The sequence below is a fragment of the Lawsonibacter faecis genome (genome assembly GCF_014287675.1).
GTDB classification, from domain to species: domain Bacteria; phylum Bacillota; class Clostridia; order Oscillospirales; family Oscillospiraceae; genus Pseudoflavonifractor; species Pseudoflavonifractor faecis.
Genome location: NZ_JACOPQ010000006.1, coordinates 30,027 through 49,750, shown reverse-complemented (window position 1 = coordinate 49,750; position 19,724 = coordinate 30,027). Strand labels below are relative to the sequence as shown.

Here is a 19,724-nt window from a genome sequence, read left to right as displayed (position 1 = left end):
CCCCGGCTTGCTTCCGTACAGGCAGCGGCTTGCGCGATTATTGCATCTCAAAGAAGCAGCGTTCAATTTTGGGGTCTGCGAGGTAAGTAATGCCGTGATCGGAGTCCTGGAGCAGCTCCAGATTGGTGCTTATCACACTTCTGGAGCCATCTGGGATGATCTGCACCTGAAATTGTTCCGGGACAACGCTGCTTCCCAGCGCCGGGGAGAAGTCGAAGCCCAGAACGGCGTCCTCCGGCCCCTCCAGCCCTCTTCCGTCGTGGCTGCCGTGGTGGAAGACGCTTTTCACCGTCACCGAGTCCCCAGCCGGGATGGAGACATGGTCGTAATAGTAGAGCACCCGCCCGGAGAGGAACACGTCGTCCAAAATGGTCTCCAGCCGCCCGGAGGCATAACGGGGATCGACAAATACCTCGCCGCCCAGGCTGGCGCCGTAGCCGCTGTCCACCATGCCCCGGCCCCGGACGGAGGTGGTGAGCAGGATGGCAGCCGCATCAATGAAAACCGACCTGTCCAGCTCTCCGCTCATATCCAGAATGGTGGTATAATTGCTGCTGTTCAAATAGGCGTCCACAATGTGGTACATCGCCGCGCCCAGGGTGCCCTCCGCCACGGCGGTGGCGGGAGCGGGGGACAGGCGGGCGGTGAGGCTGCTCACCTCGTCGCCGGGGGTGCAGGCGCCGTCCTGATAGCCGGTGACGCTGAAGCTTTCCAGATCGCCCCCCACGAGGATGACGTACTGAACAGGCTTTCGGTCGGCGCTCAGATAGAAATCGAAGTGGGGATTGTCGCTCCCCACCTGGCCGGAGTCGTCGATGCCGTAGGTGAGGATTTGAGTGTGCTCCGGGTCGGCCAGAACCAGGTCGAAGGCCAGGGTGGCCGACGCTGGGTCCCGGAGGTCTGGGTTGTCCCCAAGGCCCTGGATATCCCGCACGATGTAGGTATGGGCGGGTAGGTCCCGGATCAGCATCTGGGCGGGGGAGAGACAGTCCCGGAGGTAGGCGCTGCCGCCGTCCAGCGCGGCGGCATACTCCTCCCAGGTGGGGATGCTCCAGTTCTCGCCGTGGCTGAGAACAGCGCCGGCCTTCAGGTTGGTCCGGGGGACGGCCGCGCCGTCCACGGTGACCGTGGGGATGAAGCTGTTCTCCCCACGCTGGAAGCTGCCGGCGAAGGGGTAGAAGAGGGTAAGACTCTGGTCCCGCCCGGTGGTATTGCGCAGGACGTAGCGGTCTGTGACGAGAGGGCAGCTGCCGGGCGTATAGTTCGGGAACGTTTCGGTGAAGTCGAAGGTGAGCACCCGCTCCACCGCAATATCTTCGGGGGAGCCGCCGCCGGAGGGCTCCACGGTCAGCGCCAGCAGGGGGGAGCCGGTGTAGGACTCAAAGCCCTCGCCGGGCTGAGGGAGCTCCACAGGGACGGTAGCAGTGTCATCCATCGGCGTGCCCAGGGGGAGGTAGCAGTCAAAAATCCACGCATCGTCGCTGTAGAACCCCTTTTCCGGGTCCCGGTGGTAGATATCCAGGCCTGCGCCGTTGACCACGCCCTTGTGGTCCGCCCAAAAGTCGGCGTTTATTTCATCGTCGAACATGGTTTCAGCACCGTCAGGAAGGTCTGCGCCTGATTCCAGCGCTATTTCGGGCAGCTTGCGGACGGTGCCCAGCTGACTGCCGTTAAAGGTGAAGAGGGCGGCGGTACAGTCCTGCCATCCCTGCGCCTCGTAGATGGAGGTGCACAGAATATAGAACTGAAGCGTTTGGGCGTCGTTCCAGGCGAAGATTGTTCCGCGATCGCCCCGCAGAAATTTGACCGGCTCGGAGAGGGTACGAGTTTCATTGTCGAATATTCCGATCAGTAGGTTTCCGTATCCGCCGGCGTGGTATGCGGAGGCGTAGCGCAATACACCGAGAGTACGCCCGTCGCCGGGCCGGGAGAGAAGCAGCTCCCAGGAATCCTGCGCCTCGGATTCGGGGAACTCCGCCGCCAAAAGGGCGGTCAGCTCCTCGTCGGGGATGGGGGCTTGCTGCGGGTCTTGGCTCATGACGGGGTCGGTTGCCACGGGAGGCGGGTCCAGCTGTCCGCCCAGATTGAGCTGACGCAGGATCGTTGGCAGGCTGGCGGCCGCGCCCACCAGCAGCACCAGACAGGCTGCCAAGGAGAGCCAGCGGCCCCAGCGGCGGGGCTTGGGCGCGCGGGCGCTTTGCAGGGCGGCGATGCGCGCGCGCAGCTCGGGAGGGGCGTGGAGGGCGTCCACTTCCGCTATGTAGTCGTGTCTATTCATCCTCAAAGCCTCCGATCATCCGTTTCCGCAGTTCCTCCCGGCCCCGCCGGAGCCGGGAGAGGGCGGTATTCACCGTGCCGCCCATCATTTCCGCGATCTCGGCGGCGGTGTATCCCTCGAAGTAGTGGAGATAGATGGCGTTGCGGTAGCGCTCCGGCAGGCGGCGCACCTCGTCCAGCACCGAGCCGTCCGCCCCTTCCGGGGCGGGCAGATCCTCGGTGAGAGCCACCTCCCGCCGGTCCCTGCGGAGATTTTTGCACAGGTTCAGCGTGACCCGAATGAGCCAGGCCTTCAGATGCTCCTCATTTTGAAAGGGCTTGCGGCAGAGGAGCAGCTTCTCAAAGACATCCTGGGTCACGTCCTCGGCATCGTGGGCGTCGCGGGTGTTGTGGACGGCCACGCGGTAAACGGTGTCCGTGTAGTGATCAAATGCATAGGAGAAAGGCGAATCCTTCTGAAATTGACCGGTCATGGCTTCCTCTCCCTTCTATCCATAACACACATGTGCGGCCCGGATTATTGCACCCATCATACGATTTATTTTTCACGAATGCAAGGCGTCAGGCAGGGGCATGACGTGCCGCGTCCGTCCCCACGCCCCGCCAGTCAGCCTCATTTCAGCGCGTTTGCCACCCGCGCCAGCGTCGCCTCATGATTCTGGTCCAGCAGATGGGTGTAGATGCGCCCGGTGGTGGAGGGGGTGGAGTGCCCCAGGGCCTTGCCGATGTCGAAGAGGGGCGCGCCCTGGGCGGAGGCCACGGTGGCGAAGGTATGCCGCAGGCCGTGGAGGGTGATCTTGGGCAGGCCGTTTTTGCTGATGAACCGGGTGAAGGCCAGGGAGACCGCGTTGGGGGAGAGGGGGCGGCCGAAGCGGTCCGCCGCCACCATGCCGGAGTCCTCATACCGTTCCCCCAGCGCCAGGCGGTTTTCCGCCTGCCTGGCCCGCTCCCGCTTGAGGAGGCGCACCAGCTCGTCTGTCAGGTGGAGAATGCGGTTGGAGGAGCGGTTCTTGGTCTCCTTCTGGATGATGCGGGCCCCTGCGGCGGTGCGGGCCTCGCAGACGTGGAGCTTGCGCTGGACGAAGTCCACGCTGCACCAGCGCAGCCCACAGATCTCCTCCCGCCGCAGGCCCAGCATTCCCGCCAGCTTTACGATGAGCTCCAGCCAGGTCCCCTCTGCCAGGGCGTAGAGCCGCTTGAGCTCCTCCGGACCGTAGTATTTGGCCTCGTGGGGGATTACACGGGGCGGCTCCACCCGCTCCGTGGGGCAGCGGAGAATCATGTCCTGCCGCATGGCCATATGGAGGGCGGCGGAGAGCAGATCGTGGTGCCGCCGCACCGTGTTGGCCGAGAGGCCCTTGTCCCGCATGAGGGCGGTATAGTAGGTCTGCAGATGCTGGGGCGTCAGCTTCTGTATGGGGACATCCCCCAGGGCGTCGGAGAGATGGTTTTCAATGATTTTGCGGTATCCGTATACCGTGGTCTCCGCACGGTTGGGCAGGATGACCTGCTCCATCCAGTACTCCAGCCACTGGTCCAGGGTGACGGCCCGGGGGGCAACCTGGCGGTGATTGTCCAGCTCCGCCCGGAACTCCCGCAGGAGCCGCCGGGCCGTGGAGAGACTGGGGCAGGTGCGGTACTGCTTGATCCGGTGCCCGCCCTCATCGCTGCCGTAGTCCATATAGACGTAGTAAAGACCTCTCACATCGTCGTAGGAGATGTTGCGTTCCACTGTTTTCCTTGCCATACCATTTACCTCTTTCTTCAACAGAATACGACAAAAGATATCACATTCCGCCAAACTCTTGTAGAACACGAAATAGTAGGGCAGGAAAAAACTACCGCCCGGACCATTAGGATGTGGTCCGGGCGGTAGTTTTATACAATATCCAGAGGAAGTACGGAAAAAGGTTCAGGGAAACGTCGCTTTTCAGCCGGGCTGGAACCGGACGTTTACCCCAGGGTGCTGTCGCCGACGCCGGAAAAGCTGTGGGAGCCGGCGGAGAGGCTGAACTCCGCGGAGGGGTCCAGGGTTTCGCCCCGGTCTCCCCGTCCGCCGCCGCGGCCAGAGCCGTCAGGCGCGCCGCCGGGCGGGGTCCTGTCCCCGTCGTCCGCCGGGGCGGTACCCCGGGGCATGCCGGTCCCATCGTGCTGCTGTCCGGGCTCGAAGTCCTCGGGCGGCTCCATGCCCTCTGGCAGATCTGGCCGCTCGCCCTCCTGGCCGTGCTCGAAGCCCTCGGGTGGCTCCTGGCCGCCCATCATCCCGCCGCCCATGCCGAAGCTGTGGCCGGTGAACTGCTGCTGCACCCCATCCAGATAGACGTGGTAGACAGCGTCGTCCCGGAGGGCGGGGGCGGTGTAGGTGAGGGTGGCGAACTCCTTCTCGGCAGTATAGCTTACCAGTTCGTTCCCCTCCGCGTCGGTGATGGAGACGACGCTCCCGGTGGGCAGGGTGGAGCTGAACGCCAATTCCATATATGCCTGGGCGGAGTCGGTGCTGGCGGCGTCGTTGCGGCTGCCCAGGGCCAGAACCGAGCCGCCGTTCAGGTAGATGCCCTGGTCGGCGTCCAATCCGCCGTCGCCGCTCCTGCCGTTGGCCAGGGTGACGATCTCGCCGCCGTTGATGACCAGGTAGCCGTTGGAGTCGATGCCGTCGCCCTCATCACCCAGGCCGGCGTTGATGTAGAGCCTGCCGCCGTTGACGGTGGTGACGGATACCCCGTCCTCGTTGGTGTTAATGCCGTCGTTTTGGGCGGTAATGGAGATATTGCCGCCGTTGATGGTAAGGTGGAGCTCGCTGTCAAGCCCCTCGTTGGCGGCGGTGATGTACAGCTCGCCGTCGCCAGCGGCCTCACCTTGGACGTTCATGCTCATTTTGGAGTAGAAGGCCCCGTCGTACTTGTGGAGCTTCTTTTCCGTGCCCTCCTGATAAATCTTGGCAACATAGGAGCCGTCCACATGATTGACTGAACCGTCGGCGATGATGACGTTGGCCCCGGCGGCAGAGGTGTCCACCGTGGCCGCGGCGGTCTCGGTATCGGCGCTGCCGCACTCGTAGACGCTGTAGAAGATGACGGCGGGAGCCACCGCACAGGTGATGTCCATGTTGTCCAGAATCAGCGTCACCACCGCGTCGGGATCGCTCTGGGCATCCTCGCCCAGGTCGACGGCAAGCTGGCCCGCGGACAGCGTGCCCGACACCCGGTAGGTCCCCGGCTGGGTGATGGTCACCACGGTTTGCTCCGCGGCCTCCCCGGCGGTATGCCCGTCGGCCTCGGCGCCCGCGCCGTAGGACTCGTCACGGCCTGCCTCGTAGTATATGATCTCCGCGCCCACATAGACGGCGCTGCCGGCGTCGGTGGAGGCGGCGGCGCCGTCCACCGTCACCCCGCCGTCGGAGAGGACAATGGACGTCTCGCCGGCCGCCGGGGCGGATGAGGGGGAGGCGCTGGGGGTGGAGGACGGAGAAGCCGTGCCGCCGGCGGTTTCCCCGCAGGCGGCGCAGGAGAGGAGCAGCCCCAGCGTCAGCGCCAGGGGAATCAGCTTTCGTTTCAGCATGGTAACCCTTCCTTTCAATGGGAGAACAGACCGGGAATGGCGCCCGTCTGTTTCCGTTGGAACAAAAGAAGTATACCAGAAAAAGCTGAAAGTAGCCTGAAAAACCTGTGAACAGCCTGTAAATCCCGCCTGAATGGGAACTACTCCTCTTCTTCCCCGGCGTAAAATGCGTAGAACGCGGGCCGTCCCACCAGCGAGAACCCGATCCCGCCGCCGTCCTCGCTCACCACCACGCCGCCCAGGGTCTTGGAGCAGTGGAGCACCCGCAGGCCGCCGGACGGCCCCCAGCCCAAGACGATTCCCACATGGCTCAGGTCGGGGAAAAAGGCCAAATCCCCCGGCTGGGCCTCGCTCCACGCGGCGGCCTCGCACTTCCCGTACTGGTCCCGCACCCCGTTGCCGATGGCCTCTACAGCGTCGGCGGTCCCGGCGGCGTTCACCGCCGCCCAGGTGACGAGACCGGAGCAGTCCAACCCGAAGGGAACACTATCCCCGGTGGTATCGCTCCCCTCCGCCGTGACAACCGTCGGCACGCCCCAGCGGGCATCCCAGCCCAGGGCCAGCGACTTGCCGCCCCAGAAGTACCCTACACGCCCCTCCAGGGCCGCGGCGTTCAGCACCAGCGCCCGCCGCAGGCCGTCCAGCCCGTCGGGCAGGAGCAGCTCCGCTCTGGGCGGCGGGGGCTTCTCCTCCTCTTCTTGGGGAAGAAGGAAAGGCAGGAGCAGCGCGAAGAGGAGGAGCACCAGCCCCAGGGGCAGCCAGGGCCGCTCCCGGCGGCGGCTATTCCCCCTTCCGTACCGGCGCTTCATAGCCCGTCCGCTCCATCCAGTCCGCCAGCCGCTCCAGGTTGCGCACCGTCTCCTCGCTGACAAAGTGCTCCACCTGCTCCACCTGCTCCAGCTCCTCCGGGGCGCCGTTGAGCAGGCGGAAGAAGCGGTGGAGCACGTCGTGGCGGTAGAGAAGGTAGCTCCCCAGCCGCGCCCCCTCCTCCGTGGGACGGATGAGTCCGTACTTCTCAAACTCCACCAGCTCCAGGTCCCGCAGATGGTATACCATCTTAGAGGCGGAGGAGGGCCGCACATTTAAGAGTCCGGCCAGGAAATTGATGCGGACATACCCCTCGTTTTTAGCCTGGCGGCAGATCATTTCCAGATAATCCTCCATTGCCCCGGTTATCGGCTGCTGATTGCGCAATTGATACCCCTTCTGGGTGTAAAACTCCATGCTCTCCTGTCCCGCCACCGGCTCCACGCCCCTTTCCGCCGTCACCCTTCGGCGCAATGCGCAATATGATAGGGTGCGGAAACAAAGTTTCCTTAGAGCAACTTCAATCGCTGCTGTGAACTAAATCATATGCGAGGAGCTTTGATATATATGAACTGTACCACTGAGCTTTTTTCTCTCTGTACCCTGAAAGAGGGGCAGAGCGCCTACGTTGCCGACGTGGAGGCGGACAGCGCCATGCGGCGGCGTCTTCTGGATATCGGACTGATTCCCGGCACCCGCGTCACCTGCATGGCCAAGAGCCCGGCGGGGGACCCCGCGGCCTACCGCATCCGGGGCGCGGTCATCGCCCTCCGGGGCACAGACGCCCGGGGCGTCCATCTGGAGGGCCCGCTCACCGAGCGGCTGCCGCTCCGCCGGACGGCGCTGGCGTAAAAACCACATCATATAGGAGGATAGATCAAATGGGTTTAACCAAAGCCTCGACAGGGGCGGGCGCGGCAGACAGCGGCCTGACCATCGTGAGAAGCAGCCCGGAGGACGCCGTGATTGCCCTGGCGGGCAACCCCAATGTGGGCAAATCCACGGTGTTCAATGCGCTGACGGGAATGCGTCAGCACACGGGCAACTGGCCCGGCAAGACGGTGGGCAGCGCCCAGGGCCAGTGTGAGCACGGCGGCAGGGGGTACGTTCTGGTGGACCTGCCGGGGACCTACTCTCTCATGGCACACTCCACCGAGGAGGAGGTGGCCCGGGACTTTCTGTGCTTCGGCGGGGCGGACGGGGCCGTGGTGGTGTGCGACGCCACCTGCCTGGAGCGGAACCTCAACCTGGTACTCCAGACCCTGGAGCTGGAGCCGCGGACGGTGGTCTGCGTGAACCTGCTGGACGAGGCGGAGAAAAAGGGGATCCGGGTAGACTTGAAGGCCCTCTCCGCCCGGTTGGGCGTCCCCGTGGTGGGCGCGGCCGCCGCCCGCGGGGAGGGGCTGGACGCCCTGATGGACGCGGTGGCCACTCTCACGGCGGACCCGGAGCCGCCCGCGCCGATGGAGGTGCGCTATCTGGCCTCTATTGAGCGTGCCGCCGCCGTGCTGGTGCCGCTGCTTCGGGAGCGGCTCGGCGGGCGCCTGCCCGAGCGCTGGGTGGCCCTGCGTCTTTTGGACGACGACCCGTCCCTCCTGGACGCCCTTGCGGACACTCTCGACTGCGACCTGCGCGCCGACGAGGCCGTCCAGGCCGCTGTCGCCTCCGCGCTGGCGGAGCTGGAGGCGGCGGGTGTCGGACGGGAGGCCCTCAAGGACCGCATCGTCTCCTGTCTGGTGCTGGCGGCGGAGGACGTGTGCAACGACGTGGTGACCTACCAGCGCGAGGACTACGAGCGCCGGGACCGGCGGCTGGATAAAATTCTCACCAGCCGGGCCACGGGCATTCCCGTGATGCTGCTCCTGCTGGCGGGGGTCTTCTGGCTCACCATCACAGGCGCCAACTATCCCTCCCAGCTTCTGTCCGACGGCCTCTTCTGGGTCCAGGACCGGCTCACCGACCTGTTTACATACTTCAACGCCCCGGACTGGCTCCACGGCGCCCTGGTCCTGGGGGTCTACCGGGTCCTGGCCTGGGTGGTGAGCGTCATGCTGCCCCCCATGGCGATATTCTTCCCCATCTTCACCCTGCTGGAGGACTTCGGCTATCTCCCGCGCGTGGCCTTTGTCCTGGACCACGCCTTCCAGAAGGCCAAGGCCTGCGGCAAGCAAGCGCTGACCATGTGCTTGGTTGATATATGCACCCATTGAAATGCCGGGGCGATGAGTGCATATGGCATATGCCGGGCCTCCGTCTCCATGAAAAGAGGCTGCTGGACCGGGTACCGCTCTTGGCGGTACCCGGTTACATTTTGACTGTTTCAGAGCCTGACGTACAAAATATGTAGAATCGATTTATTATAACTTAATGATTTGTAAATAGTGCACATAAAAAGAAAAATTTTTTTATAAATAAAATGGAATGAAAATTTTTACCAAAGATGATACAATAGCTTATCCGTTTTACCGGCGGGTAGGGGGAGGTGGCGGTACGCACCGGAAGACAAATAAGCAAAGATGACAACGAAAGGATGATTGTTATGAGAGCACGGTTGAAAAAGGCTGCCGCATTGCTGCTGTGTGGATGTATGCTGTCTGCGCTTCTGCCTGGGGCCCAGGCAGAAGCAGGCGCGTCATCTGACGCGCCTGCTATTCCCGGCTATACGCAATACACGGCGTCCACGCTGGACACAGCGCGGGATTATCTGGTCGTAACACGGGACAGCGACGGCAACGTCTATGCCCTCTACGCCAGCGAAAACGGAGCCGGAGTGAGTCCCGGCGCCCTGACCGGAGCCAACGGCGCATGCACGGCCGTCCTTAACCTCGATGGCGCCGAACCCTCTGCGGTATATCTCAAAGATAATTCTAAGCTGGAGATGTCCGCGCTGCATTTCAGGGCGGAGGAAACAGAGGGGGGGATTGCGCTCTTTTCCAACAATTATTACCTGGCGCTGGGAAATAGTATGTTTACCGATAATGCGGCTGAACTAATGCTTACTGTGCTCAACGGAAGCTATACTCTTTCCTCCCCTGCCTCGTCGCGTATACTGAACTTTAATCGCGTCAATGACAGTGCCTCATTGTATCCCAACCATATTACGGACTTTTGGGGGCCAAGGGGGGATTATAAATTCCCCATCTATCTCTACGTTAGAGGCGAGTGGACAGCGCCTGAGCCGGAGCCGCCGGAGTACGCTGAGGGCGCCCCGGCCGGCGGCGTTACGGTGGGCCAGCCCTTTGCCAGGGGGACCGGCGGCAGCGACAATTTCCGCATCCCCGCGCTGATAACCCTGAGCGACGGCACCCTCCTGGCTGCCGTCGACGCACGTTGGGACCATGCCGGCGACGCCTGCGCCCTGGATACCATCGTCAGCTACTCCACGGATAACGGCGAGACCTGGAATTACAGTTTCGCAAATTTCTTTAACGACAGCACCAACGCCAAAAATTTAAATGCCACCGCCTTTATCGACCCTGTGATGATAGCGGGTAATGACGATACCGTCTATCTACTGGTAGACCTGTTCCCCGGCGGAATCGGCCTGAATACCGCCCCTGCCGCCCCTGCCGCCTCCACGGGCTACACGGAGATTGACGGCGTGCAGCGTTTGATGCTCTATACCCGCACGAGTGGTCAGACGGACAGCGGGTACGACTATTATGTGGGGGACTTTGTTGACGGCTTCGCGCCCGTCTATGCCGCGGACAGCTCCACCGGCGCGGTGTATTACGTGGACGCCCATTATTACCTTTATAACGCTGAAAAAGAGAAACTGTACTGCCGGCAGCTCGGCAGCGATAAGCTGGTGCATCAGAACGTGTTCTTCTACAATGCGGACCTGCATGTGCGCGCAGCCACCTATCTATGGCTGGTGAAGTCTGAAGACGGCGGAAAAACCTGGTCTGATCCCACGATTCTGAACCCCCAGATTAGAAAAACCACCGGAACGCATCAGTTCTACGGCGTAGGGCCCGGGGCGGGGCTTTGCCTGGAAGACGGGACCATTGTTCTGCCCTGCTATACATTTACCGGAGGCACTGCGAACAGCTCGCAGATTGCCAGCTTTATCTACTCCTCCGACGGCGGCGAGACCTGGCACCGCTCTGACGACGCCACCAGCGGCGGCCACTGGTCCAGCGAGAGCGCCCTGGTCCAAATCGACGCCGCCACCCTCCGGCACTTCTATCGGGACGGCTATGCCACCCTGTACTATACCGACCATACCTGGAGCGCGGAAGAGGAGAAGTGGGTGGCGGGCTCTCCCGTGAACACCGGCGCAATCAAGACCTCCAACAACCAGCTGTCCGCCATCAAATACTCCAAGACCATCGATGGCAAGACCGCGATATTGGTCTCCACCGCCGCCACAGGCACCGGGACCCGTAGTAACGGCAAAATCTATACCTTTACGCTGAACGAAGATAATACCATGGACCTGGCCTATACCTACTCCGTCACCGAAGGGAGCTACAGCTACTCCAGCCTGACCGAGCTGAAAGACGGATCCATCGGCCTGCTCTATGAGGGAAATGGGGTTGAGTACCATCGCTTTGCCATAGAGGACATTGCCGATGGAAGCATCATTGACGGCAGACGCACAGTGACCGTCCCGCTGTATGGCACGCGCACAGAGAGGGTTGCGGCGCCAGGGCCCTCTGCCGAGGAATTGGCGGCGGTCGACCCCAACGTCGTAGCGGTAAGTACGAAAACAATGGAAGACACGACATTCATTACATACACCGGCCTGAAGGAGGGGGAGACCAGCTTTACCAGCGGCGGAATTATCTGCGCCATCCGTGTCGAACCGGAAAACATGGTGAGTGTAGAGCTGGCAGTGGGGGAGACGAAGTCTTTCCCCGTGGAGAGCGATCGGATCAGCAGGGAAGCGGATCCCCTCATTGCTGCTGCGGAGATTGAAACCGATGATCAGAGCTTTACCGTAACCGGCGCTCAGGGCAATCTGGGAACAGACGCAAGCTATAACGGCACTGAAATCTCCCTCAGCAAAGCGCTATACCTCTTCACCGGTAACAACACCGACGGGTTCACCATCTCGGCAAAGACAGCGGACGGCACGGTGGTATATTTGAAGCCTTCCAACGGGGATGCAGGGTATCCATCCTGTACAACAGCGGCGACGGTTAAGTGTTCCGTTGGATCGGCTGAAAACAGTTTTTACCTGTTGGACAACGGAAACAAATATCTTCATTTTTACCGTGATGGAAAAAACGTTTTCGACCGGGTTGGCACTACGGCGGGGTTCCAGGCCGCATGCTCTTTCCTGCTCTATCGCCCTGCATCCGCCGGGGAAGAATCCAGCGCTGAAATTCCAGGCTATGTTCAGGCGGCGAATCTGGAGGATATCGTAGACGGCGGATATTACCTCATTGTGGCGAAGTATAACGATACCTACTTTGCACTGTACCCCTCCAACAGCACCAGCAGTAAGTATTCGCACGTGGTTAAGATTAATGCTCAGAGCGAACAGACCACAGAGACCGTCTCGGTAGTCAGCCACAGTCTGGTGGTCACCGGCGTTGCAGGGGGCACGACGGATGTTGTGGTAGACGGGAACATATATCGTCTAGCAGTAACAGACAACAGCGTCATTATTACCGGAGGAAGTTCCACGACCCATCAGACTGTTAAAAACCCCGACGGATCTACTACTACCACTGTTACAAACAAGAGAACCGGCGCCGTCACCGCCACCACGAAGTACCCGGACGGCACCGTCGCGGTGGTTGAAACCAAGAAGGACGGCTCCGTGTCCGCCAGCGAGAAGCGGCCCGACGGCACCCAGGGCGCCACCACCGTGTCCGCCGGCGGTGTGTTCAAGGCCGAGGCGACATTGTCCCAAAAGGCCGTCGAGGCTGCGGCCGAGGCGGGCGGAGCGATTCCCCTTCCGATAATGACCGTGCAGGCCGGAACCGGAGCCGGCGCCGCCCCTGAAATCAAGGTCAGCCTGCCCAAGGCAGATTCCGCCGTCACGGTGGAGGTCCCTGCTGAAAACGCGACCCCCGGCACGGTTCTGCTCCTGGTGAAGGAGGACGGCGGCGAGGCGCTTTTGAAGACCACCGCCCTCACTGAAAACGGCGTCGCCGTGGCCCTGGAGGGTTCCGCCACCCTGAAGGTGGCGGACAACACGAAATCCTTTGCGGACACAGCGGCGGTACAGGGCTGGGCAGGAGACGCCATCGCCTTCGTCACCGCGCGTGAGCTCTTTGGCGGTGTCGGCGGAGACCGCTTCGCCCCCGTCGAGAACATGAACCGCGCCATGCTGGTCACCGTCCTGGCCCGTCTGGACGGACAGGACACCGACGGCGGCGAGACCTGGTACGCAAAATCTGTGGCCTGGAGTGTGGAGCAGGGAATCAGCGACGGCACAAATATGGAGGACGCCGTCAGCCGGGAACAGCTCGTCACGATTCTCTACCGCTATGCGGGCTCACCCGCCCTGGCCGAAGCGGAGCTGAATGGCTATACCGACGCCGATCAGGTCAGCGGCTGGGCGCGCTCGGCCATGCAGTGGGCGGTGGAACAGGGCATTCTGACCGGTAAGAGCGGAAATCTGCTGGACCCGGCCGCCACCGCCACCCGCGCCGAGGTCTCCGCCATTCTGATGCGTTTTATCAATCAAATATAACCGATCATAATCAATGGCAAAGGGAGCGTCCGTTCTAATCGGACGCTCCCCTTTTTTTGAAGGGATCACCCCGCTTCAACTCATAACCGCCCGGTCTTTTTAATACGAGTGTAGATGAGGTGATCAATAAGCTATGAATCAGAGCAGACCGGATACAACCTACGAGACGCCGCGCTGTACCGTGACGATAGAGCGCCGGTATGTCGGCGGGCAGCCCATTCAGGAGCTCCTGAGGGAGCTCCTTTCGGCGCAGATTGAGCGCCCGCCCCTCTGAGCGTCCCCGTGAAGGAAACTGCAATTGTCCGGCCGGACTGCGGGCTTGAGGAGGGGAGCGGGGCTTGAAAACCGTCAAGCGCACTGAGATGATGGCCGCGCTCTATCTGCGCCTCTCCAGGGATGACGAGGGCGAGGAGGAGAGCGCCAGCATTAAAAACCAGCGCAAGCTCTTACGGGCTTACTGCGCGGAGCAAGGTTATTTTGTTTACGGCGAATACGTGGACGACGGTTACAGCGGCACCAGTTTCGACCGCCCCGCGTTCAGGCGGATGATTGCCGATATTGAGGCGGGGCTTGTCAACCTGGTCATTACCAAGGACCTCTCCCGGCTGGGCCGGGACTACATCACGGCGGGCGAATATACCGAACGGTTTTTCCCGGAGCACGGCGTCCGGTACATCGCCCTGAACGACGGGTACGACTCCGACAGCCCCTATACGGATATCGCCCCGTTCAAGAACATCATCAACGAGATGTACGCGCGGGACGCCTCAAAGAAAATTCGGTCCGCCTTCGAGACCAAGATGAGGGAGGGCAGCTATATCGGGAATTTTGCCCCGTACGGCTATGAAAAGGACCCTCTGAACAGAAACCGCCTGGTCGTCGACTACGAGGCCGCGCCGGTCGTGCAGGAGATATTTCGGCGTCTGCGCGGCGGGGAGCGCTTAAGCGAGGTCGCCAGGGACCTGAACCGCAGAGGGGTGGAGTCTCCCATCGTCTACCGCTGCAGAAAGCATGGCCTGGATGCGGGAAAATACTCCGGGCGGGGAGAGTGGACCAGCCAGAGCATCTATAAAATGGTGCGGAATATGGTCTACCTGGGCCATACCGCCCAAGGCAAGACGACGAAGGTGTCGTTCAAGAGCGACAAGATGATCCGCAATGGCCAGGAGGACTGGTATACGGTCCGCGGCACCCATGAGCCGCTGATAGATAAGGAGACCTTTGAGATTGTCACCCGGCAGAGCTGCCGCCGACGCTGTGAGCACAGGACGGACTTTCAAAACATTTTTTCCGGCGTCGCCAGGTGTGCCGACTGCGGGCGCAATATGTCCACCACCGGGAGCCGCTCCAGGGATGAGCGGTACAACCTGGTCTGCGGGCAGTATAAGCTCCGCGGGAGCGGTGCGTGCTCCAACCACTTCATCGGCTACAACGTCCTCTATCACGCTGTGCTGGAGGATATCCGGCGGCAGATTCGGCTCTCCCGTGAGGACCGCGAGGCTATCGCGGCCGCCCTGGCGGAGCCGGAACAGCAGGGCGGCCCGGACGCGGAACGCCGCACCCGGGCCGCGGCGGAGATGCAGCGGCGGCACGCCGAAATCGACCGCCTGCTGATGAAGCTGTACGAGGATAACGCCGATGGAAAAATCAGTGATGACCGGTACGCTAAAATGACCGCGGCCTACGAGTCCGAGCAGGCGGAGCTCGCCGGAAAACTGGAGGCTGTCGAGCGCTCTGCCCCGGAAAAGCGCCCGGGGGGCGGGGACCGCCGGGAACGGCTTTACGCGCTCCTGGACGGCGTCACGGAGGTCAGGGAGCTGACCCGGGAGCTGGTTTTCAAGCTCATCGACCATATTGAGGTGGAGCAGGGCTGTTTTGAGGAGACGGAGCACGGCAGAGAGAAGCGGCAGACCATCCGCATTTTCTACCGGTTTGCCGGTCCTGAAGAAGGGCAAGCCGGGTAGCATAAATCGACCATCCATGTGCATGGGCTTTGGCTGCAACGCCGCCGGGGTGGTGGGCTGCCGCATCATCGACAGCCCCAGGGAGCGGCTGATCGCCATCATCACCAACAACTTTGTCCCCTGCAACGGACGCTTCCCGACCCTGATCGCCATCATCACCATGTTCTTCGTGGGAACAGCCCCGGGACCGGGGAAATCACTGCTCTCCGCGCTGCTTCTCACGGGGGTGATTCTCCTGGGCGTCCTGCTCACCTTCTGGGTCTCCCGCCTGCTCTCCGCCACGATTCTGAAGGGAATCCCCTCCTCCTTCACCCTGGAGCTGCCGCCCTACCGCAAGCCCCGGATCGGCCAGGTCATCGTCCGCTCTGTGCTGGACCGAACCCTTTTCGTCCTGGGCCGGGCGGTGGCGGTGGCGGCCCCGGCGGGTCTCCTGATCTGGATCTTCGCCAACGTCAGGGTGGGCGATCTGAGCATACTGGCCCACTGCACCGGCTTTCTGGACCCCTTCGCCCGGCTTCTGGGACTGGACGGCACTATCCTTATGGCCTTCATCCTGGGCTTTCCCGCCAATGAGATCGTCATCCCCATCATCATCATGTCCTACCTGGCCACCGGCACCCTTACCGACTTCACCAGCCTGGACGCCCTGCGGGCCCTCCTGGTACAAAACGGGTGGACCTGGCTCACTGCGGTGTGCACCATGCTTTTCTCCCTGATACACTGGCCCTGTTCCACCACCTGCATGACCATCGGTAAGGAGACCAAGAGCGTCAAATGGACCCTGATTTCCTTCGCCGTGCCCACGGTCATCGGCATGGCGGTCTGCTTCCTGGTGGCCTCGCTCGCCCGGCTCTCCGGCCTGGTGTGACCGTGACCGTCCGGTCTTCTCTCCCATCATCCCGCAAAAGGGCCCCGGCGTCTCACAGCGAGACGCCGGGGCCCTTTTGCCCGGAAACGCCGCTCAGGCAGGCGCCGGGGACAAGCACTCCCGCGTCCTGCGGCCCAGCCCGGCTTGCCGCCGCCGCATCCATGGACCGCCCGCCCCCTGTGTTCCGCACCGACGCTCCGTCGCGGCAAAATTTATCTTGACACTTCACCTACAAAGCGTTAATATAAATTACACCTACAGACTGTAGTTGAAAATAGGAGGCTTCTCTATGGAAAAACGACAACCCATTTCAGATTCCGAGCTGGAGCTGATGCGCATTGTCTGGGCCAGAGGCGGGCGGGCCCGCTTTGCCGAGGTCATGGAGGCGCTGGCGGCCCAGGAGAAGGAGTGGAAAGCCAATACCGTCCTCACGTTCCTCTCCCGCCTGGTGGAGAAGGAGATGCTGGCGGTGGAGAAGCGCGGCCGGCTCAATATCTATGTGGCCCTCCTCAGGGAGGAGGACTACGCCGACAGCCAGACCCGCTCCTTCCTGGACAGGATCTATGGCGGCAACGCCGGGCGGCTGGTGTCCTCCCTCCTGAAGCAGGACTGCCTGACCGCCGACGACCTGGAGGAGCTGAGGGCCTTTTGGGAGAAGGGCGGGCAGGGGTGATGACGGCGGCGATGAAGACCCTCGTTTCCCTGTCCCTCTCCGGCTCGGTGCTGATTGCGCTCCTGCTGGCTCTGAGGCCCCTGCTGCGCCGGCGGCTCAGCCGCCGCTGGCAGTACTATATCTGGCTGGTGCCCCTGCTGCGCCTGCTCGTCCCCTTCACGCCCAGGGCGAGCCTCAGCGGCGCCCTGGTGGTGGAGCTTCCCGCGGCGGGCATAGCGGCTGGGGTCTGGATGGGGGCGCCCGACATGGCCGCCCCCGGCGGGATGCCCCCCGGAATTACACCTGCCGCCGCCCCGGCGCCGACTCCGGGCGAGCTGGCCGCACTGATCTGGGCCGCGGTGGCCGCCGTTCTGCTGCTGCGTGCGGCGCTGGGCTACCGGCGCTACCTGCGGGAACTGCGCATGGGGAGCCGCCCGGCCGGCGATGGGGCGCAGACCCTCTTCCGGGAGGTATGCGCCGCCCTGGGCCTGCGCCGCATACCCACCCTGCTGGTGAACCCGGCCCTTGCCTCCCCGGTCCAGGCGGGCGTCCTGCGCCCCATGGTGGTCCTGTCCGGCGACGCGCAGAGCGGGAAAGAGCTGCGTGCGGTCCTCCTCCATGAGCTGACGCACTGCCGGCGGCTGGACGCCCTCTATAAATGGCTGCTGGAGGCGGCGGTCTGCCTCCACTGGTTCAACCCCCTGGTGCGCCTGCTCCGGCGGGAGATCGGACGGGACTGCGAGCTATCCTGCGACGAGGCGGTGCTCGCCAGACTGGACGGCCCTGCACGCAGGGCATACGGCAGCGCCCTCCTGGCCGCGGCCCGGCCCGCCGGAATCAGCCGCCCCCGTGCGCTTACCCTCTCCATGAGCGATGACGGTAAGCAGCTCAAACAGAGATTGGAGTTTATCATGAATTTTAAAAAGAAGACGGCGGGCGCGATTGCCGCCGGGGTGTTCCTCACGGCGGTCCTCTGTGTGGGCGCCGTCCTGCTGGGGGCCTATACCGAGGACCTGCCTGCTCCGGGCGAATCGATGGTGGTGGTCTCCGAGCCCATGCTGCCCTCCCGGGAGCCCGCGGGCCCGGACGAGACCCCCAGCACCCCTCCCGACGGGCCGGCGGACCCTTCCGCTGAGTCTGCCGCCCTCTCCGGCGTGGTGACGGAGCCTGAGCCCACTGTGGAAATTACGGACTCCGACCCGTCCGAACCTCCCGCCGGGAACGGCGGGGAGAGTGCGGAGCAGGCTGCAGTGTCCACTCTGATCGCCGAAAAATCTGCAGAGATCGACTGGGACGCCCTGTCCATAGCGGACGAGGCGCCAGCCTACCCCCTGGACAGCGCCTACCGCACCGTTTCCAACGCCTATGGCAGCCGGATTCACCCCATCACCGGCCTGATTCACAGCCACCCCGGCATCGACATCCGGGCGGACAGCGGCGCTGCGGTCTGCGCCACACGCAGCGGGGTGGTGCTTCTCTCGGCCTACGGAACGGAGTACGGCAACTATGTGGTGGTGGGCTACGGCGATGGGGATTCCGTGCTCTATGCCCAGATGACCGCCAATACTGTCTCCGAGGGCGACAGCGTGACCCAGGGCCAGGTGGTGGGCTATGTGGGTAAAACCGGCATGGCCACCGGCGATCACCTCCATCTGGAGCTGCGGGAAGGCGGCGCTCGCGTGGACCCCGAGACCCGCTTCTCTGATATCAGCTTCACCCACGAGTACAGTGGGGAGTAGCCCCCGGTCCCGCCGGCATAAATATGTTCTAAGCCAATCAAAATGGGCTGTGGATACTCCACAGCCCATTTTGATTGGCTTTATCCGTCTTTAGCGGGTAGCGTTGCGGATGCCGTTGCCCAGGTCCTCAACACCCCGGCCAACGCCCTTGACCACGTCGCCGACGCCGTCCACGGCGCCCTTGGCCACGTCGCCGACACCCTCAGCGCCCTCGCGCACCGCGTTGCCCACCCGGCCGGCGCCGTCGGAGCGGTAGGTGCCGTTGTCGTACGCACCGTTGCGGGTGTTCACGTTGGGACGGGCGGCAGCGCCCATGTTGGTGCTGCCCACGCCGTCGGTGGCGGGAGTGGTGGTGGGTTCGGTGCCCGGGGTCGTGGTGGGAGTCGTGGTGGGCGCGGTACTGGGGGCCACGCTGGTACTGGGGGAGGTGGTGGGCTTGGGGGTCACAGTGGGGGCCTTGTCGTTGGTGCAGCCGGTGATGCTGAAGGTGAGGGCCAGCGCCATGGCAAGGAGCGTCAGGTTGCGTTTCATTCCGTATCCTCCTGCAAAACAATGATTTTTGGATTGTTAGGTTCTCTCTCCGCATATTATTATGTGCCGTGCCCGGCGCAATAAAAGCGGTAAAATTTTTTTAAAAAGGGCTTGCATTTTGAGGAAGACTCTGGTATTCTATTAACAGGAACTATTACTGATAGAAGGCCGGACACATTTTACGGATTGTTCATTGCATCTTCCGCCAAAATGTGATACCGTACATTCAAAGGAGGAATTGACTATGGAACTGAAGCTTTACCGCTGCGCCCACTGCGGAAACATCGTCTATAAGGTTGTGGATAAGGGCGTCCCCGTCTTCTGCTGCGGCGAGAAGATGGAGGAGCTGGTCCCCAACACCACCGACGGGGCGCTGGAGAAGCACGTCCCCGTGGTGGAGAAGACCGCCCACGGCTCGGGCTATTCCGTGTCCGTCAAGGTGGGCTCCGTGGAACACCCCATGCTTCCCGAGCATTTCATTCAGCTTATCGCCGCTGCGAGCGGCGACACCGTGGTACTGAAGTTCCCCAAACCCGGTGACAAGCCCGAGCTGCGCGCCTTCAGCGCTGATGGGGACGTGAACGCGTACGAGTACTGCAACCTCCACGGCTTCTGGAAGAACGCCGACTGATGGGGCAAAACATATTTTACATAGAGAAAAATTTTGAAGGGAGATCAT

General features: G+C 62.5%; 15 protein-coding genes and 1 pseudogene. 9 read left to right on the top strand and 7 right to left on the bottom strand.

The genetic code is table 11. The features are described from left to right. Positions 1–37: 37 nt before the first annotated feature. From H8S62_RS08995 to H8S62_RS08970, 6 genes are all read right to left on the bottom strand, one after another. Complete coding sequence (locus tag H8S62_RS08995; protein WP_186919083.1) at positions 38–2,278, bottom strand: anti-sigma factor; 2,241 nt, start codon at positions 2,276–2,278, stop codon at positions 38–40. Then, complete coding sequence (locus H8S62_RS08990) at positions 2,271–2,750, bottom strand: RNA polymerase sigma factor (protein WP_186919082.1); 480 nt, start codon at positions 2,748–2,750, stop codon at positions 2,271–2,273. Before H8S62_RS08990 ends, H8S62_RS08995 begins: the two co-directional genes overlap by 8 nt. Positions 2,751–2,890: 140 nt before the next feature. Continuing rightward, entirely contained in the window at positions 2,891–4,024 is a 1,134-nt protein-coding gene (locus tag H8S62_RS08985; protein WP_186919081.1) for a site-specific integrase, read from the bottom strand. Positions 4,025–4,230: 206 nt separating this feature from the next. Beyond that, positions 4,231–5,835, bottom strand: a complete 1,605-nt coding sequence (locus tag H8S62_RS08980) for a carbohydrate-binding domain-containing protein (RefSeq protein ID WP_186919080.1) — start codon at positions 5,833–5,835, stop codon at positions 4,231–4,233. Positions 5,836–5,975: 140 nt separating this feature from the next. Then, on the bottom strand, positions 5,976–6,644 hold the full coding sequence (locus H8S62_RS08975) for an NlpC/P60 family protein (RefSeq protein WP_186919079.1): 669 nt from the start codon (positions 6,642–6,644) through the stop codon (positions 5,976–5,978). Next, positions 6,616–7,086, bottom strand: coding sequence for a metal-dependent transcriptional regulator (locus tag H8S62_RS08970; protein WP_341481035.1), 471 nt, complete (start codon positions 7,084–7,086; stop codon positions 6,616–6,618). The genes H8S62_RS08975 and H8S62_RS08970 overlap by 29 nt, the downstream gene beginning before the upstream one ends. A 123-nt stretch (positions 7,087–7,209) precedes the next feature. Here H8S62_RS08970 and H8S62_RS08965 point away from each other — a divergent pair, with 123 nt between their 5' ends. The 8 genes and pseudogenes from H8S62_RS08965 (at position 7,210) to H8S62_RS08930 (ending at position 18,514) form a co-directional block, all read left to right on the top strand. Further along, a complete protein-coding gene (locus tag H8S62_RS08965) occupies positions 7,210–7,494 on the top strand; it encodes a FeoA family protein (RefSeq protein ID WP_155147127.1) in 285 nt (94 codons plus the stop codon). A 29-nt stretch (positions 7,495–7,523) separates the two neighbouring features. Then, entirely contained in the window at positions 7,524–8,852 is a 1,329-nt protein-coding gene (locus H8S62_RS08960) for a ferrous iron transporter B (RefSeq protein ID WP_155147125.1), read from the top strand. Positions 8,853–9,724: 872 nt separating this feature from the next. After that, positions 9,725–13,291, top strand: a complete 3,567-nt coding sequence (locus H8S62_RS08955) for an S-layer homology domain-containing protein (RefSeq protein ID WP_186919078.1) — start codon at positions 9,725–9,727, stop codon at positions 13,289–13,291. Positions 13,292–13,424: 133 nt separating this feature from the next. Next, on the top strand, positions 13,425–13,565 hold the full coding sequence (locus H8S62_RS08950) for a hypothetical protein (RefSeq protein ID WP_155147121.1): 141 nt from the start codon (positions 13,425–13,427) through the stop codon (positions 13,563–13,565). A 64-nt stretch (positions 13,566–13,629) separates the two neighbouring features. Beyond that, positions 13,630–15,255 carry a recombinase family protein gene (locus tag H8S62_RS08945; RefSeq protein ID WP_243255527.1) on the top strand — a complete coding sequence of 542 codons (1,626 nt, stop codon included), beginning with the start codon at positions 13,630–13,632 and terminating at the stop codon, positions 15,253–15,255. A gap of 13 nt (positions 15,256–15,268) precedes the next feature. Beyond that, positions 15,269–16,123, top strand: a pseudogene (locus tag H8S62_RS08940) (nucleoside recognition domain-containing protein); the annotation flags it as partial. A 289-nt stretch (positions 16,124–16,412) separates the two neighbouring features. Continuing rightward, positions 16,413–16,796, top strand: coding sequence for a BlaI/MecI/CopY family transcriptional regulator (locus tag H8S62_RS08935; protein ID WP_186919077.1), 384 nt, complete (start codon positions 16,413–16,415; stop codon positions 16,794–16,796). Beyond that, positions 16,772–18,514, top strand: a complete 1,743-nt coding sequence (locus H8S62_RS08930; RefSeq protein ID WP_186919076.1) for a M23/M56 family metallopeptidase — start codon at positions 16,772–16,774, stop codon at positions 18,512–18,514. Before H8S62_RS08935 ends, H8S62_RS08930 begins: the two co-directional genes overlap by 25 nt. A 90-nt stretch (positions 18,515–18,604) precedes the next feature. Here H8S62_RS08930 and H8S62_RS08925 read toward each other — a convergent pair whose 3' ends face one another. Next, positions 18,605–19,045 carry a hypothetical protein gene (locus tag H8S62_RS08925; RefSeq protein ID WP_155147114.1) on the bottom strand — a complete coding sequence of 147 codons (441 nt, stop codon included), beginning with the start codon at positions 19,043–19,045 and terminating at the stop codon, positions 18,605–18,607. A gap of 244 nt (positions 19,046–19,289) precedes the next feature. On the opposite strand from H8S62_RS08925, the gene H8S62_RS08920 reads away from it, so the two are divergent. Then, the gene (locus H8S62_RS08920; RefSeq protein ID WP_186919075.1) at positions 19,290–19,676 is read left to right on the top strand and encodes a desulfoferrodoxin family protein; all 387 of its coding nucleotides are present in this window, start codon (positions 19,290–19,292) and stop codon (positions 19,674–19,676) included. Positions 19,677–19,724 lie beyond the last annotated feature (48 nt).